General features: G+C 45.2%; 14 protein-coding genes. 7 read left to right on the top strand and 7 right to left on the bottom strand.

The genetic code is table 11. The features are described 5' to 3' along the window. Positions 1-2 precede the first annotated feature (2 nt). The 4 genes from V513_RS01685 to V513_RS01670 all read right to left on the bottom strand — a co-directional run bounded on the left by V513_RS01685 (position 3) and on the right by V513_RS01670 (position 3482). Positions 3-608, bottom strand: a complete 606-nt coding sequence (locus tag V513_RS01685; protein WP_099771418.1) for a response regulator — start codon at positions 606-608, stop codon at positions 3-5. A 77-nt stretch (positions 609-685) separates the two neighbouring features. Then, positions 686-1081, bottom strand: coding sequence for a hypothetical protein (locus V513_RS01680; protein ID WP_099771417.1), 396 nt, complete (start codon positions 1079-1081; stop codon positions 686-688). Then, complete coding sequence (feoB, locus tag V513_RS01675; RefSeq protein WP_099771416.1) at positions 1078-3027, bottom strand: ferrous iron transport protein B; 1950 nt, start codon at positions 3025-3027, stop codon at positions 1078-1080. The genes V513_RS01680 and feoB overlap by 4 nt, the downstream gene beginning before the upstream one ends. An 8-nt stretch (positions 3028-3035) precedes the next feature. Continuing rightward, positions 3036-3482 (bottom strand): FeoA family protein, encoded by a 447-nt coding sequence (locus V513_RS01670; protein WP_099771415.1) that lies wholly within the window; start codon positions 3480-3482, stop codon positions 3036-3038. A gap of 518 nt (positions 3483-4000) precedes the next feature. Here V513_RS01670 and V513_RS01665 point away from each other — a divergent pair. Continuing rightward, positions 4001-4804: a PhzF family phenazine biosynthesis protein gene (locus tag V513_RS01665; protein WP_099771414.1), complete on the top strand. Its 804-nt coding sequence runs from the start codon at positions 4001-4003 to the stop codon at positions 4802-4804. Here V513_RS01665 and V513_RS01660 read toward each other — a convergent pair. Both V513_RS01660 and V513_RS01655 read right to left on the bottom strand, forming a co-directional pair. Further along, on the bottom strand, positions 4782-5591 hold the full coding sequence (locus V513_RS01660) for a hypothetical protein (protein ID WP_257211870.1): 810 nt from the start codon (positions 5589-5591) through the stop codon (positions 4782-4784). The genes V513_RS01665 and V513_RS01660 overlap by 23 nt on opposite strands. A 6-nt stretch (positions 5592-5597) precedes the next feature. Continuing rightward, positions 5598-7328, bottom strand: a complete 1731-nt coding sequence (locus tag V513_RS01655; RefSeq protein ID WP_099771413.1) for a phospho-sugar mutase — start codon at positions 7326-7328, stop codon at positions 5598-5600. Between the two features lie 194 nt (positions 7329-7522). Between V513_RS01655 and V513_RS01650 the strand changes: the two genes are divergently transcribed. The 6 genes from V513_RS01650 to V513_RS01625 all read left to right on the top strand — a co-directional run bounded on the left by V513_RS01650 (position 7523) and on the right by V513_RS01625 (position 13644). Further along, positions 7523-8839: a sigma 54-interacting transcriptional regulator gene (locus tag V513_RS01650; protein WP_099771412.1), complete on the top strand. Its 1317-nt coding sequence runs from the start codon at positions 7523-7525 to the stop codon at positions 8837-8839. Between the two features lie 70 nt (positions 8840-8909). Further along, the gene (locus V513_RS01645) at positions 8910-9890 is read left to right on the top strand and encodes a PhoH family protein (RefSeq protein WP_099771411.1); all 981 of its coding nucleotides are present in this window, start codon (positions 8910-8912) and stop codon (positions 9888-9890) included. Continuing rightward, entirely contained in the window at positions 9853-11346 is a 1494-nt protein-coding gene (locus V513_RS01640) for an HDIG domain-containing metalloprotein (RefSeq protein ID WP_099771410.1), read from the top strand. Before V513_RS01645 ends, V513_RS01640 begins: the two co-directional genes overlap by 38 nt. Continuing rightward, entirely contained in the window at positions 11288-11716 is a 429-nt protein-coding gene (ybeY, locus tag V513_RS01635; RefSeq protein ID WP_099771409.1) for an rRNA maturation RNase YbeY, read from the top strand. Before V513_RS01640 ends, ybeY begins: the two co-directional genes overlap by 59 nt. A 3-nt stretch (positions 11717-11719) precedes the next feature. Beyond that, positions 11720-12961, top strand: coding sequence for a DUF1015 domain-containing protein (locus V513_RS01630; RefSeq protein ID WP_099771408.1), 1242 nt, complete (start codon positions 11720-11722; stop codon positions 12959-12961). Then, complete coding sequence (locus tag V513_RS01625; RefSeq protein ID WP_099771407.1) at positions 12958-13644, top strand: IspD/TarI family cytidylyltransferase; 687 nt, start codon at positions 12958-12960, stop codon at positions 13642-13644. The genes V513_RS01630 and V513_RS01625 overlap by 4 nt, the downstream gene beginning before the upstream one ends. Positions 13645-13666: 22 nt before the next feature. Here the strand turns inward: V513_RS01625 and V513_RS01620 are convergent, their stop codons facing one another. Then, positions 13667-14836 carry an alpha/beta hydrolase gene (locus V513_RS01620; RefSeq protein ID WP_143752410.1) on the bottom strand — a complete coding sequence of 390 codons (1170 nt, stop codon included), beginning with the start codon at positions 14834-14836 and terminating at the stop codon, positions 13667-13669. Between the last annotated feature and the right edge of the window lie 30 nt (positions 14837-14866).

The following is a 14866-nucleotide window of genomic DNA, read 5'->3' as shown; positions in this document are numbered from 1 at the left end:
TTTTACTCCTCTAGTTTCTTAAGCTCGTCGGAAGCGTCCTTAAAATCCTCATCGAGTGAGAGCGAGGCCTTCAGATGTTTTATGGCTACTCTGGGATTGTCTTTGGCCACAAGAAGAGCGTAAAGAAAATGCGGAAAGGGTGAACCCGGAAAGTCGGAGAAAAGGTTTCCCATTAGGGACTCCGCCTTCGCCGTCTCCCCTTCCTCAATCAGTCTCTTGATCTCCCTCGCTCGTTTGTAGATGCTGTCATCTTCTCTAAGCGCAAGTTCTGCCGCATCCCTGATCTCCTGCGGCGTAAATGGTTTGGTCAAGAAATCAACAATTCCTGCTTTGAAAGCGCTCCTCATCGATTCCGGGGAAGTATCCGAAGATATTACTATTACAGGTATTGAATAACCTCTATTTTTAAGTTCTTTTAGAAACTGAATTCCATTCATCGAGGGCAAACTAATATCGGTAAATAGGAGGTCTGGCTTACGTTTCTCGATCTCTTCCAGGGCTTCCTCTGCTGTCACGAAAGTATGGACTTCGTTGTTTTCGTTCTCCATGGTCTTTTTGACGATTCGCCTTACATTTAGCTCGTCATCGACCACGTAAACGAGTGCCATGCAATCACCTCCATAACACAAATCATATTACCATATTAAGATGAATAGTGTTTGATGGTTTTCACAGCCAAAATTCTCTAGAGATTATTCGTCTCAAACTGCCTCTTTGCGAAGTCAAAGAGAAAGGATAATGCAAACCCGGAGATGATTAAAGGGAGATTCACCTCATCGAATACCAAAAGGCAAGTTGAAGTGAGTAGTCCCTCAAGCCAAATGCTAAACAAAACAAGGACCTGGTAAATAGAGAGTACATATGAGAAGAAACTACCAACGAGAAGATGCGAATACCTCTTTCTAAGGTCGCTTCTTTTCTCTGCCAGCCCTAAGAAGTAGATTGCTGAGTTAACTCCAGCAATCATTGCCAGAAAAGGCTCACGTTTGGTCAGAAGAAGGCCGAAAAAGGAGTTTACAGAAAGAGTCGCCAAAAGAGTTCCTCCGAACAAAAGCCAGAAAGTTATCACCCTCCCCTTCATAACAACCCTCCAACAACTCTTACGATCAGCGCAACCGCATATGCGACCGCAAGACTGTAAAAAGCCGAAAAGAAGACGAACTTATAACTTCCCGTTTCATTCTTAATCACCGCAAGTGTCGGCATACATGGTACATAGAGAAGAACGAACACCAGGAAACTTAAGGCAATCTCTGGACTAATGATGGTTCTCATAATTTCTAAAGAAGTGCCGCTCACGCTGGGATTGCCAAAAAAAGTCGTAAGAGAAGAAACTATAACTTCCTTTGCAGCTATTCCAAAGACGAGACTGGTTATCATCTCCCAGGTGTATCCCAGCGGAACGAAGAGAGGTTCAAGGGCTTTTCCTATCGTAGCGGCAAAACTTCCCGTTCCTTCCGTCGGAAAGTATGTCAAAATCCAGATCACTATTGAGGCGGCAAGTATTATCGTGCCCGCCTTCTCGAGGAAGTGTCGCCCTTTGTTCCATGTATAAAGCATTATTGAGGTCAGCCTGGGCTTTCTGTATCTTGGAAGTTCCATAATCAACGTTGACGGTTCGCCTTTGAAAAAGAGCTTGTTGATTAGAAGGGCCGAAAGCACTGTTATCACTATGCTTAGCAGATAAAGGAAGAAGACCACTATGCCGGCATTGGTTCCGAAGAACGTGCCTGCAATCAGTACGTACACCGGCAGTCTTGCACTGCAAGATATAAACGGAGAGACCAGAATAGTTACGAGACGTTCCTTGGGTTCTGAAATGGACCTTGTCGACATAATTGATGAAACATTACAACCGAAACCAAGCAGGAGCGATATAAAAGAGCGGCCACTGAGTTTCATTGCATACATAAGCCTATCTATTACGAATGCCGCTCTTGGTAGATAACCGGTTTCTTCGAGAACTCCAAGGGCAAGAAACAGTATGAATATGTTCGGCACGAACACTAAGATTGCCCCGACTCCTCCAATTACGCCGTCAACCACTAGTGACCTGAGCCAGTCTATAGCGATCCAGCCGCCCACAACTCTTCCAAGACCATCAAGTAGATTTTCGATCATTATAGAAAGGGGGCCCGAAATAGTGAAGGTCAACTGGAAAACAATATACATGATTGCGAGGAAGATCAAAATCCCCAGAAACTTATGGGTCATGACGTGGTCAATTGCTTCCGAAAGGTTCCAGCCGATCTTCTCCTTTCCCTTGACGGAAGAAGAGAGAATTCTCTTGATGTATTTATAACGCGTTTCGGCGATCTCTATCGAATAATCATAGTCCAGGCTTATACCTGTTAATTTCTCGACTTCCCTATCTCTCTCTAAAAGCTTTATGGAAAGCCAACGCTCGTCAAAGGCGGAAAGAGAGGCATTTCCCCTTATTCTATCGGACAGGTTTCTAAGATTGGCCTCTATTTCATCTGTGAAGAGATAATGGACATGACTGCTGCTCCTTGCGCTCTTAATCAGCGTATTTTTTAATTCCTCGATGCCTTCACCTGTAACGGCGGAAGTTAGTACAACAGGAATACCGAGTTGCTTCGAAAGCTCATGCTTATCTATTTCAAATCCCGCTTTTCTCGCTTCATCGATAGCGTTGACAGCCAGTACTACATCACCGCGAAGCTCCAACACCTGAAGCAGAAGGTAAAGACTTCTCTCAAGGTTAACGGCATCTCCAATTACAAGAGCAACATCAGGCCTTTCATTTATCAGGAAGTCTCGCGCTATTCTTTCATCAAGGCTGGTAGCCCCAAGAGTATATGTTCCGGGCAAATCCACCACGTCAACCGTATGGTTGGCGAGCTTCATTACTCCGGTTCTCTTCTCGACGGTAACACCCGGCCAGTTTGCAACTATCTGCCGTGAACCTGTTAACCCATTGAATATACTGGTTTTACCAACGTTAGGATTTCCGAGAAGTGCTACTTTAATTTTCTTTGACTCAATAGCATCGGCTTGGTTTTCCACGACTAAGTCTATCTCTCCCTAACAATAATTCTCATTGCCTGTCCACGGGAAAGAGCTGAACGAATACCCTTTGTGCTAACTTCAATTCTCTTCCCCAGATTACCGATCACCGAAATCTTTATACCTTCTTCTATACCGACCATCCTGAGCCTCTGCCTGAAACCCATGCCGCCGTTAATAAGACTTACCCAATAATCGCCCTCTGAAACGTAAGAGAGAGGGAAAGAAGAAGTTTCGACAAGAATCCACATAGAAATATCGTCTCTAAGGGTAATATCACTTCCTTTGATTCTAAAAACCTTAGGATCTCCGAAAGGTGCTACCTTCACCAGCTGGATCTCTTCTCCAGTGACGAAACCCAGACCGCACAGCCTCTCTCTTGTAACAGGCGGTAGCTCCAGTTTTCTTATCTTACCCTTCTCTCCTTCGCACATGCTTGACAGAGGAACGACCATCTACATCACCCTTATTGAGAATTTGTCTCAACAACATTTTATCATCAAACACTGACAGCTGCACGGTCCGATTATGACAAATTTCTGAAGATCGCCTTTCAAGGCTCCACTTGGTTACCCCTTGTCGTTCAGTTGAATTGTTGACCCTTGGAAAGCTCTTTATGCTCAAAGCCAAACGGATCTTGTCAGTTGCTCATTGCGGCGAAAGTGCCGCCCTTGATCCTTTTCGAAGTTTATCAATCAATATTCCTTTGAGACTACTCTGTGAAGAGCGTAGACGTATGCTTAGCCTGCGAGAGAGAGGAAGGAAGGTCGTTATCGATTCATCCCTGTCCGAGAAGATCGGTTGCGAGTTTCGGTGTGCCAAGAAGTTGCAAAATACAGAATACTTGATCTCTTAGCATTTTTAGTTCCTACTTACTCCTGAACATAAAAGCATTTGAGGAGTAAAGGCGAAAAGTGTAAAATTTGCTCTGAAGAACATTCGGTTTTCGACATAGGTAAAGAGGAGTGGTCTAATGCATAAAATCTATCAGGTTGATTCATTCACTGCTGTTCCTTTTTCAGGTAATCCCGCCGGAGTATGTATTTTGGAAGGGCAAATAGATGAAAATCTTTGCCTGAAAATCTCATCGGAAATGAATCTGTCAGAGACTGCATTTGTTTGGCCTGAAGGACCGAGTAATACTTTCAATTTGAAATGGTTTACGCCAAAAACGGAAGTCAAAATGTGCGGTCACGCAACTCTTGCAACTGCGTGGATTCAGTTTACGGAGTTGGGTATTAAAGGCGAGATCTTTTACGAAACACTCAGCGGGAGATTGAAAGTGAGGCTTGTCGATGAAATGATTGAGATGGATTTCCCTTCCGAGGATCCCGCAAGAATCGATCTAGACAGAAGGATCGGGGAGATAATCGGGATTGAAGGCGATGCCTATTATTCGCCAGGTACGGAAAAACTGCTCTACGAAATCCCGGCAAAAGATAAGCTTGAGACACTTTCGTTTGACACCAAAACACTTCTGAAAACAGATTTTGGTAAACAATCAAAAGGTCTTATCGTTACGTGCTCGGGTGACGAGAGATATGACTTTTACTCCAGATACTTTGCTCCGTGGGTTGGTATAGACGAAGATCCGGTTACTGGATCGGCACACACAGTTCTTGGCCCCTTTTGGGCTAAGAAGCTAAACAAGAAGAAGCTGAAGGCCTGCCAGCTTTCGGCTAGAAAGGGAGAACTCGAGACTGAGTTGCTAGATGACAGAAGAATCCTGATTCGGGGAAAGGCAGTCACTGTAATCAGGGGCGTGATTTCGATCTAGTCTCTTCTTGATCTAATTTGATCCTGAGCTCAGCCTCATCTATCGGTTCTGCGGGATTAACGGTTGCGAAGACTTTTCTAGATGGGTCTTCCTTTACGATAAAGATCGAAAAACTCACAAGCAGGAGGAAGATCGCTCCCAGGGAAAAACCGGCGACCGTTATGTAACTTGAAAGTTCGAGATTGACGAATCCCACAGCAAATGAGAACCAGGCGAAAACACCTCCCGAAAGGAGGTCTGCCTTGAAATGGGTAAGTATAATTGCCGGAACTAGAAGCAAAAAGAGAAGCAGCACCGAAGCGGCTTCCGAGGAAAAGAATAACGAGAGGCTACAAACCAGTATAACGAGACTAAAGGAAAAGGAAATACTCCCAAGATAGCTCGATTTTATGTGCTTCAGTATTCTGCCATAACTGGGTTTGGATAGCCTCAGAAACTGAGCCGAAAGATACAAGATCGGAATCGCCAGGATCATGGCGATACTCTTAATTTCAACTGCCGAAAAGATGATCCAGAAAGTGAAAGAAGCGTAAAGCGAAAGTAGCCAAACGTTGTCGAAATCTGCCTTCTCATACTTTCTAACAAACTGAAAATGGATTACGATGATGATCGGCCAGAGAAGACTACGGGAAACTGCACGATAGAGATATCCTTCATGTTCTGCTATAGAGCCTTCGGTTAAAATCACACCGAGTATGTAAGAAAGAGCCCATAGGGCAAGGAAGATCATAATCAGGGTTTTAGAAATTTTCAGTTTTGCTGCCTCCAATCCGGCGTTTTCAGGCAAGCCGGTCTACTCTACTGACTCTATTCTGCCAAGAACAATCCTTTCGATCCTGTCTACCTTTGACAAAGCTTCCTCTTTATTCTTTGATCTTGAGTAGATATATATTTTGAGCTTCGGCTCAGTTCCCGACGGTCTAACGGCATACCAGGAACCGTCGTCGAAAGAGAATTTGATCACATTCGAAAAGGGGATTCCAGTCTCTGATTCATTCCCGTTCATAATGTCGGTATCAACACCGCTTAAAAAGTCTAGATAGTGAGTAAGCTTCGAACCATCGATTTCGGAAGGGTAGCTCTTCCGGTACTCCTTCATTATTCTTTCGACTCTTTTCTGTCCCGAAACTCCTTCAAGAACGATCGAAATCTGCTTTTCGGAGAAGACTCCATATTTTGCAAAGAGTTCCTCCAGGACATCCAAAAGGGACTTTCCAGCCTTAAGGTAATACGCCGCCATTTCACATAGAAGCATCGAAGTAGATACGGCATCCTTGTCTCTTACGAAGTTCCCTGCTACGTATCCGATACTCTCTTCATAACCGAAGATGAATCTCCCCTCTCCTCGTTCTTCAATATCGAGCGCCCTACCGCAGATATTTTTGAAGCCGGTGAGTGCCTCATAGGTCCTGACATTAAATCCTTCGGCAATTACCTTCGCCATATCTCCCGTTACTATTGATTTCACAATGAATCCGTTTTCCGGAAGCAAGCCCTTCTCACTCATCGAAAGGAGAAGATAGTTGACCAGCAGCGCTCCGGTTTGATTGCCATTCAAAGCGACATAATCGTCGTCATCTCTGACCATTACTGCCAATCTATCTGCATCGGGATCCGTTGCAAGCAGGATATGAGCGTCCTTTTCAAGACCGAGTCTCTTGGCGAGCGCGAAGGCCTTTATATCTTCAGGGTTTGGGTATCCTACCGTTGTAAAATCGGGATCGGGCCATTCCTGTTCGCGAACTACGAAGACGTTCTTGAAACCTCTCTCATCCAGCACACGACGCACAGGAATGTTCCCAGTGCCGTTCAAGGGCGTGTAAACTATCCTTATTGACTTATCCAGCTCATCTTCGGAATCTCTCAGTGTTAGGGACAGGACTTTTGAAATGTATAGATCATCGAGCTCTTTGCCCACTTCTAAGAGCAACCCCTTCTTTCTCGCCACTTCAAGCGGAATCATCTTTGACCCCACGAATAACTCGGTTTTGCGTATTTGAGTGTAGACTTCATCAGCAATCTCGGGAAGAACCTGAGCACCATCATCCCAGTAGAGCTTGTAACCATTATATTCCTTAGGGTTGTGGCTTGCGGTAATCATTATCCCCGCTACAGTGGAAAGTTGGACTACAGAAAAAGAGAGGAGCGGAGTGGGTCTTATGTCATCAAAGAGATAGACCTTTATTCCATTACCCGCAAGAACGGCTGCCGAAATCTCTGCAAACTCTTTCGACATATGCCTCGAGTCGTGGGCAATCACCACACCCTTTTCTCTGTAAGCGGGGTCTCCTGAAAGAATGAAATTCGCCAGACCCTGTGTTGCCCTCGCAACAGTGTATTTGTTCATCCGGTTGTCACCGGCGCCCAACTTGCCTCTCAAGCCAGCGGTTCCAAACTCGAGCTCTTTGTAGAATCGATCCTTTATCTCCGTTTCATCGTCTTTAATCGATATCAGTTCGTTGCGAGTATGCTCATCGATAGTCGGGCTCTCGAGCCACTTTCTGTAACGGTCTCTGTGGTCCATCTTAACCTCCTCGTCTATATTCAATTATATAGCATCAGTTTGATCAATATCAACGAAGCGAAGGTTGAAATGCGTATACCATCTAGTAAGATCCTCTTCGCCTTTTCAGTTTTCACAGTAGTTTGGTCCTATTGCTGGCACCGACCAGCATTGTATAATCTCAGAGACGACTCTTCACATTTGGGGGTGTGATTTTGCTCTACAGAAAGATCGTGGTCGGGGAAAACCTTGAATCCATGCAGTGCGAAATGTACTTCGAAAGCCTTTTTGACGTTGATTTCGACTACCTTGTCGGTCTGGGGAAGGAGATGCCGACGATTCTCTTCATAGATGCGAGCAAGTACAGCGAAGATGTCCTTAATGATTGGATTTTCGCATTTACCAATATTATTCTCATCAATAACAATCCAATCAGAGCTTTCATTATTAGAGGTTATTCAGAAGAACGTCAGGAATTCAAGGGTTATTACCGTGTTGTCAGTAGTTACAAGAGCCCTAGACAAATAGTCCAGGAAATCACGGAGAATATAGACGAGAATCTAGATAAGATCATTGGAAACAGCAACAGGGTTCTGCAGATGAAGAAAATGATCGTTCTTTCGATGTTCTACGACGGTTCGATAATGATTCTTGGAGAGACCGGATCTGGTAAGAATCTTCTTGCCGAGATTATTGCAAAGCTCTCCCCGAGGGGCTCCAGACCTTTCTACTCTATAAACTGCGCAGCTATACCGGAGAATCTCCTTGAGAGCGAGCTGTTCGGTTACAAGAAAGGAGCCTTCACAGGTGCAACAACCGAGAAGGTCGGCCTTATCGAACAGGCCAATAACGGAACACTTTTTCTGGACGAGATCGGAGATATGCCTCTAAATCTCCAGGCGAAGATTCTTGCCATAACCGAGAACCGAGAGTTCTTCAAGATCGGCGCCACCAAGCCCATAAAAGTTGACGTACGCTTCATCACCGCGACCAACAGGTATGACGATGCTGCTATAAGAAATGACCTTAGATACAGACTATCGGCCGTAAAGGTCGACCTAGCGCCCCTGAGGGAGAGGAAGACCGATATCCCCCAGATCTTTGATGCAATTCTTGAAAAAAAGGGATATCTCGTAAAGTTTGAGAACATTCCTCAAGATCTCAAGGAGAGATTCCTTTCCTACAGCTATCCGGGGAATGTGAGAGAACTGATCAATATGATCGAAGAATACCTGGCAGTAAACGATGTTGTTCAGGCTTCAGTAAACTCCTCAATGTCGAAAAACGTCAAGCTTCTAGCCGAAGAAGCAATGGTGGCAAGAATGTTGAATGGCACAACATATAAAGACTTCCTTCAAGAGGTGTACAAGAGTGTTTCGCATGAACTTTTGGTGCAACGCTCAGAGGTCCTTGGAAACAACATGAACGAGCTTTCAAAGGAATTCGGACTGACAACCAGAAGAATACGAGATCTTCTTGCAGAGGCCAACAGCTACAAAAAAGATCAATCTACTGAAGTCGACGACGAGTGAAAGGGCGATCCTTGAAAACCTCCTTATCCTAGAATATTAATGTATAATCTCTGGAGTAGGAGGTGTTCTTTTGGCAGTACGAAAGCTCAGTCTTCCCATGGGAGTTGAAGTAGCCGAGCTTTTCGGAGAGTACGATCGAAAAGCGAAGTATATTCAGAAAAAACTCGACGTAAGAATCTCTATAATTGGTGACGAAATCTGGATAAAGGGTGAAGACGGTAATGGGATTGACATAGCTGAAAAGATTGTTGATGAACTGGTTCAAATGAGCAGAGACGGTCATCTAGTCGAGTGGAGGGAATTCGAGTACATTGTAGATCAACACCTGCAGCACGATGAAGATGATGATAGTTTCAAGGGAGTCTACAACGAAGTAAAGGAAACGACATTACTTTCCAATAGAATAAGGCCTAAAACAATCGGGCAAAAGAACTACATGGAGACAATGAAAGAGAGAGAGCTGGTCTTTTCCATCGGTCCTGCAGGGACGGGCAAGACGTATCTTGCCGTTGCCATGGCCGTTGACTTTTTGAAGTCTGGCAAAGTCCAGAGAATAATCCTAACTCGACCCGCGGTCGAAGCCGGAGAGAAACTGGGATATCTTCCGGGCACACTTCTAGACAAAGTCGATCCCTACTTGAGACCCCTTTACGATGCGCTCATGGAGATGATACCGGCCGAGAAGCTTTCCTATTACAGGGAGAGCTCGATAATCGAGGTTGTTCCGCTTGCATATATGAGGGGAAGAACTCTGAACAACTCGTTCATAATTCTAGATGAGGCTCAGAATACGACCTATCAACAGATGAAAATGTTCCTGACAAGAATCGGTTTTGGATCGAGGGTAGTTGTCACCGGAGACATTACTCAGATTGATCTTCCAAGGGATTCCGGATCGGGACTTGTCGTTGTGCAGAGAGTCTTGAAATCGGTCCCCACAATCGGCTTCTCCTATTTAACAGACCAGGATGTAGTAAGAAATCCTCTGGTGAAGGACATTATAAAGGCCTACGATGAATATGAGAGAGAAGAAAAAACTGAAGAAAAGTGATCTCTCAAAGGTCCAGTTCCCCCTCGAGAGACTTCTGAACATAAAGGATCTCACTAATTTCATAGTCTTCCCTGTGTTCCTTGCTTTACTAAACAGACTGCCGTTCCTTTCGCTTCCCTCAAAACCTTTTCTGTATTTCGTTGGATCGGCAATTCTTTGGTACATCTTTGCGGAAAGGTCCGTGAGAAGTAACAGGTACTTCAACCTTCACAGCGCATATAGAATAACGTTCTTTTCCGTAGTGTCCTTCGGTGTTTTCGTTAATTCCTTCGTTCCTTCTTTGGGAGATGAGGCGCTTCTGCCAGAAATGACACCTATCTTCTTGAGTGTTTCGATGGTTACCATACTGATAGGCTATCAGGAAGGCATTGGCAGCGGGCTGTTCATGTCGTTTCTTGCATCTGCAAATCTCGACAACTCTCTGGAAACCTTCATATTGTTGTCAGTGGTCGTATTGGCGACTGCCCTCACGACAAGAGCTATAGAGAGAAGGATTGAAATAGCAAGAGCAGGATTCGAAGTCAGTTTGATATTCGTGGCGATAAACGCGATCAGGATGTCTCTTCAGGGTGAGTCCATTAACGCGGTGGATCTTCTGATAGCTTTTGCTAACCCAATATTATCGTCAGTTATTGCTATCGGAATCATTCCCTATCTTGAGTATGCAAGCAGAATCTACTCGAATACGGGCCTCCTTGAACTGGGCAATCTCTCTCACCCACTTCTGAAAAACCTGTCGATTTATGCTCCAGGAACGTATTATCACAGCATCTCTCTTGCAAACCTTTCAGAAGCGGCGGCCGAGCGAATCGGAGCAAATGCAATTCTGGCCAGAGTCGCATCATATTTTCATGACATCGGAAAGTCCAAACGGCCCCAGTACTTCGCCGAGAATCAGCAGGAGGGAACGAATCCTCACGATAACCTCACCCCCTCAATGTCAAACCTTGTGATAAATGAACACGTGAAACAGGGGGTCGAGCAGGCAAGAAAGTACAGGCTTCCGCTTCTTGTTGAAGACGTTATCAAAGAGCACCACGGAACGAGAGTGAAGAAATTCTTCTTTCACAAAGCTAAAAACATTGGACAAGAAGAGAGAAGCGACGATTTCAGATATCCGGGGCCTAAGCCACAGTTCAAAGAGTCGGGGATAATTATGCTGGCCGATTCGGTGGAAGCTGCATTCAAGAGCATCAAAAAGCCCACACCTGCAAAGACCCAGGAACTGGTCGAGGAGATTGTCAATGGAATCTACAACGAGAGGCAGCTTGACCAGAGCGGCCTTGATCTGAACGATCTCGAGAAGATCATTGAAGCCTTTACTCGGGTCCTCATGAATATGAACCAACCAAGGATCGAGTATCCAAAAGAAACTACGGAAAAGGTGGTATCCATCAATGGAGATTCAAATTCAAAACAAGACATCGAAGAAGATAGAAGAGAGCAGAATATCTAATATTGTAGAAAAGGTCGTCAAGGCAGAGCTTGGAGAAAGGGAGATAGGAATGTTGAATCTCCTTTTCACAGATGACTCTGAAATTCGAAGCATAAACAAAGAATTCAGACACAGAGATGAACCAACGGACGTCCTCTCTTTCCAGTACGGGTTGGAAGAGGAGATAGTAGGTGATATAGTAATCTCGCTTGAGAGAATTTCTGAACAGGCCGGCGAGTTTGGCAACTCATTTGAAGAAGAGCTCTATTACATATTGATACACGGCGTTCTCCACGTCCTCGGCCACACGCACGAGGGGTACGACGATGAAGGAGAAGAGATATTCAGTCTCCAGAGAGATTACTATAAACGTTTTGTTGAGGAGGGATAGACGTTGTCTGATTTTAGGCCATTCAGGGCAGTGAGACCCGCTGAAGGAATCGAGCAGAAGGTCAATTGCCCCCCTTATGATGTTGTCTCATTTGAAGAGGCCAGAGAGATCGGAAGAAATTCCGAGAGCTTCATGCATGTTATCAGGCCTGAGATCGATCTGCCAGTGGACTCAGACCATTACAGCGATCTAGTGTACGAGAAGGCAAGAGAGAACTTTGAAACGATGCTTCAAACTGGAGTCCTAGTACAGGAAGAAGAGCCACTCTATTATATATACTGGCAGAAGATGAAGGACCATATCCAGATCGGAGTAGTTGGAGGAGCAAGTGTTGATGAGTATCAGAAAGACTTGATCAAGAAACACGAGCTCACCAGACAGGATAAGGAAGAAGACAGGATAAAACACATAAAAACGGTAAACGCGAATACTGGAATGGTCTTCCTGACATTCAGATCAAACGAGAAGCTCGAAACTCTCCTACAGAGTTATTGCAGAAAACTGCCTCTTTCCATGCGTGTTATCGATGAAAACGATGTCGAACACAGGCTTTATGCGGTGAAAGAGAGGGATGGAGTTGAAGAAATTCGAGAGGCATTTAAGGAGATCGACTGCATGTACATCGCCGACGGCCATCACCGGGCGGCCTCTTCCTCTAGAGTTAGGGAACTTCTGAAGGAAAGCAATCCCGGGCATACCGGAAATGAAGAATACAACTTCTTCATGGCAGTTGCCTTTCCACATACTCATCTGAAGATTATGGCCTACAACAGGGTAGTTCAGGATTTGAACGGAATGAGCGAAAACGAGTTCCTTGAAAAGGTTGAGCAGGTCTTTGAAGTCGAGGACGCTCCGAAATACCCGTATGAACCTGCCATGAGACATGAGTTCGGCATGTGCCTTATGGGAAGGTGGTACAAGCTCACCGCCAGAAAGGGTACGTTTGACGAGAATGATCCGGTCTCGAGTCTGGACGTCGACATACTTCAGAAGAACCTTTTGAGCTCTGTTCTCGGAATCGATAATCCGAGAAAGGACTCGAGGATTGATTTCGTTGGAGGCATTCGAGGTCTAAAGGCTCTCGAAAACAGAATAACCAATGGCTGGGCAGTTGCATTTTCAATGTTTCCAACCTCGATGGAAGAGCTTCTCGCCGTCGCCGATGAGGGAAAAATCATGCCCCCAAAATCAACCTGGTTCGAGCCAAAACTGCGAAGTGGGCTGGTTGTTCATTTACTTAAATGAAGACCGGGGCAATCATAGTTGCAGGCGGAACCGGACGAAGGATGAAATCGTCCCTTCCAAAGCAGTTTATGACTCTCGGTGGAAAAGAGATGTTTGTCAGATCCGTGGAGATATTCCACGGATCTGATTTTATTCACTTCACGGTACTAGTTGTACACAAAGATTGGATTGACAAAGCAAAGGAAATACTTCAAAAGAGGGGGATGAACTCGGTGATGGTTGTCCCCGGTGGAGAGAGCAGACAGGAATCAGTATACAAAGGGTTGCTCTCATGCAGAGAAATCAATCTAGAAGCAATAATGATTCACGACGCTGCTAGACCCTTCTTTTCGCGAAACCAGATTCCAGAGCTCCTTCGGCTTGTTGCTCCAGGTAAAGGGGTGGTAGTAACGGAAGGAGTAAACGACACAGTTTATCTTGTAGAGAACGACGAAGTTTTGGATGTACCGGACAGGAACCGTTTGAGGCTGGCAGAGACTCCACAGACTTTTCCATATGATGAAATATTGGAGGCCCATAAAAGGGCGGTTGAAGAAAACATACTTTCGTCTACGGATGACGTACAGCTTTTCGTCAGATCTGGTGGACAGGTGATCACTGTAAACTCGATCGCTCCTAATCCGAAGATTACGACCGCTTTCGACTTCGATATGGCAGAACTACTGATCAGCAAACGTTTATAGGGTGAAGAAGAGAGCGATCTTCTCACATAGAAAACTCCGGAACGGACTCGGAAAGAGCAAATAACTCTTCGATTTCTCCGCCGAAGAAAACACTGTCAAAGAAGAGCTTTACCGCGCTGTCAAGATATTTAATTGCATCTTCATCGTTCATGAACCTTCCCGTTTCGCCGAAGAAAAATGTCAGCGGCGAAAGATTTCTGACCATCGCGAAATCTACATGTCTCATACCGCAGATGCGAAGATTGTAAAAGGACTCGTTTCTATCTTTCGCAATCGTTGAAGAGTACTCCTCGCTGATACCGTGCTCCCATTCTTCAGTTGACATAAGCAGGATCCTATTTGAAAACGCAGTGTCGAGTTCTTGAGCCGAAAATCCCTCGAGAGTCGGATCGGCTAGAACCATGGGAACGTTTTTATTAGCCAGTGCATACTGAATGGCAACCGCACCTCCTCCCGAGTGTCCATACAGTCCGATCTCATTCATATTAAGCCTTTCGAAGAAATCCGAAGAGGGGTCTTCGTTCATTCCATTAAGGTATTCGATAACATAGTTTATATCGCGAGCCAGGTATTCGGAAAGCATTCTAACCTTTGACTCCCTTGTTCCTTCAGGCAATCTCTCAAGAAGATCATTGCCGAGGAAGTAGTGTACATCCCCGTTCGAAAATGAAACCACCGCGCAGGCTCCCGGATGTTCTATACCCACCACCAGATAGCCGGCGCTTGCCAGTGATTCTGCAAGAGAGGTATGCAACTCGCTTATAGAAGACCATCCAAGAAGCAAGATTATGATCGGCCAGGTCGACGAGTCGTCCACGGGAGGCGCATCGATAAAGGAATTCGTTTTTACCTGATATATATGTTCGAAGAGTTCCTTGGGATACCCGGTCATTATTTCGAAGCCCTGATAGACCAGAGGATCGTTATCTATCCATCCCTTTCTCGGAGCCGTGGAAACATCTCCAGCGGGATACCAGACCTCGAGACGGATCTTACCAGGATCGGAGTAGTCGATTCCGGCAACACTCATCGGTTCAGGATTAGATACTTCGTAGGAACGAAATCCAACATTATGGGGGCCGTCGGGCAAAGGCATATGATTCAACGGAAACAAATAGTTCAGAATCGCGATTACTCCCATAAGAAGACTGAATATCGCTACAATAGTTGAATGGCCACCCTTCGTCTTCATCACGGAACCTCCTCGAAGCTATGTCTTTCC

The organism is Mesotoga sp. H07.pep.5.3, from assembly GCF_002752615.1.
In the GTDB taxonomy this organism is placed as follows: Bacteria; Thermotogota; Thermotogae; order Petrotogales; family Kosmotogaceae; genus Mesotoga; species Mesotoga prima.
Note: the sequence above shows the minus strand (reverse complement) of the source record. Positions and strands in the feature narration are given on the sequence as shown.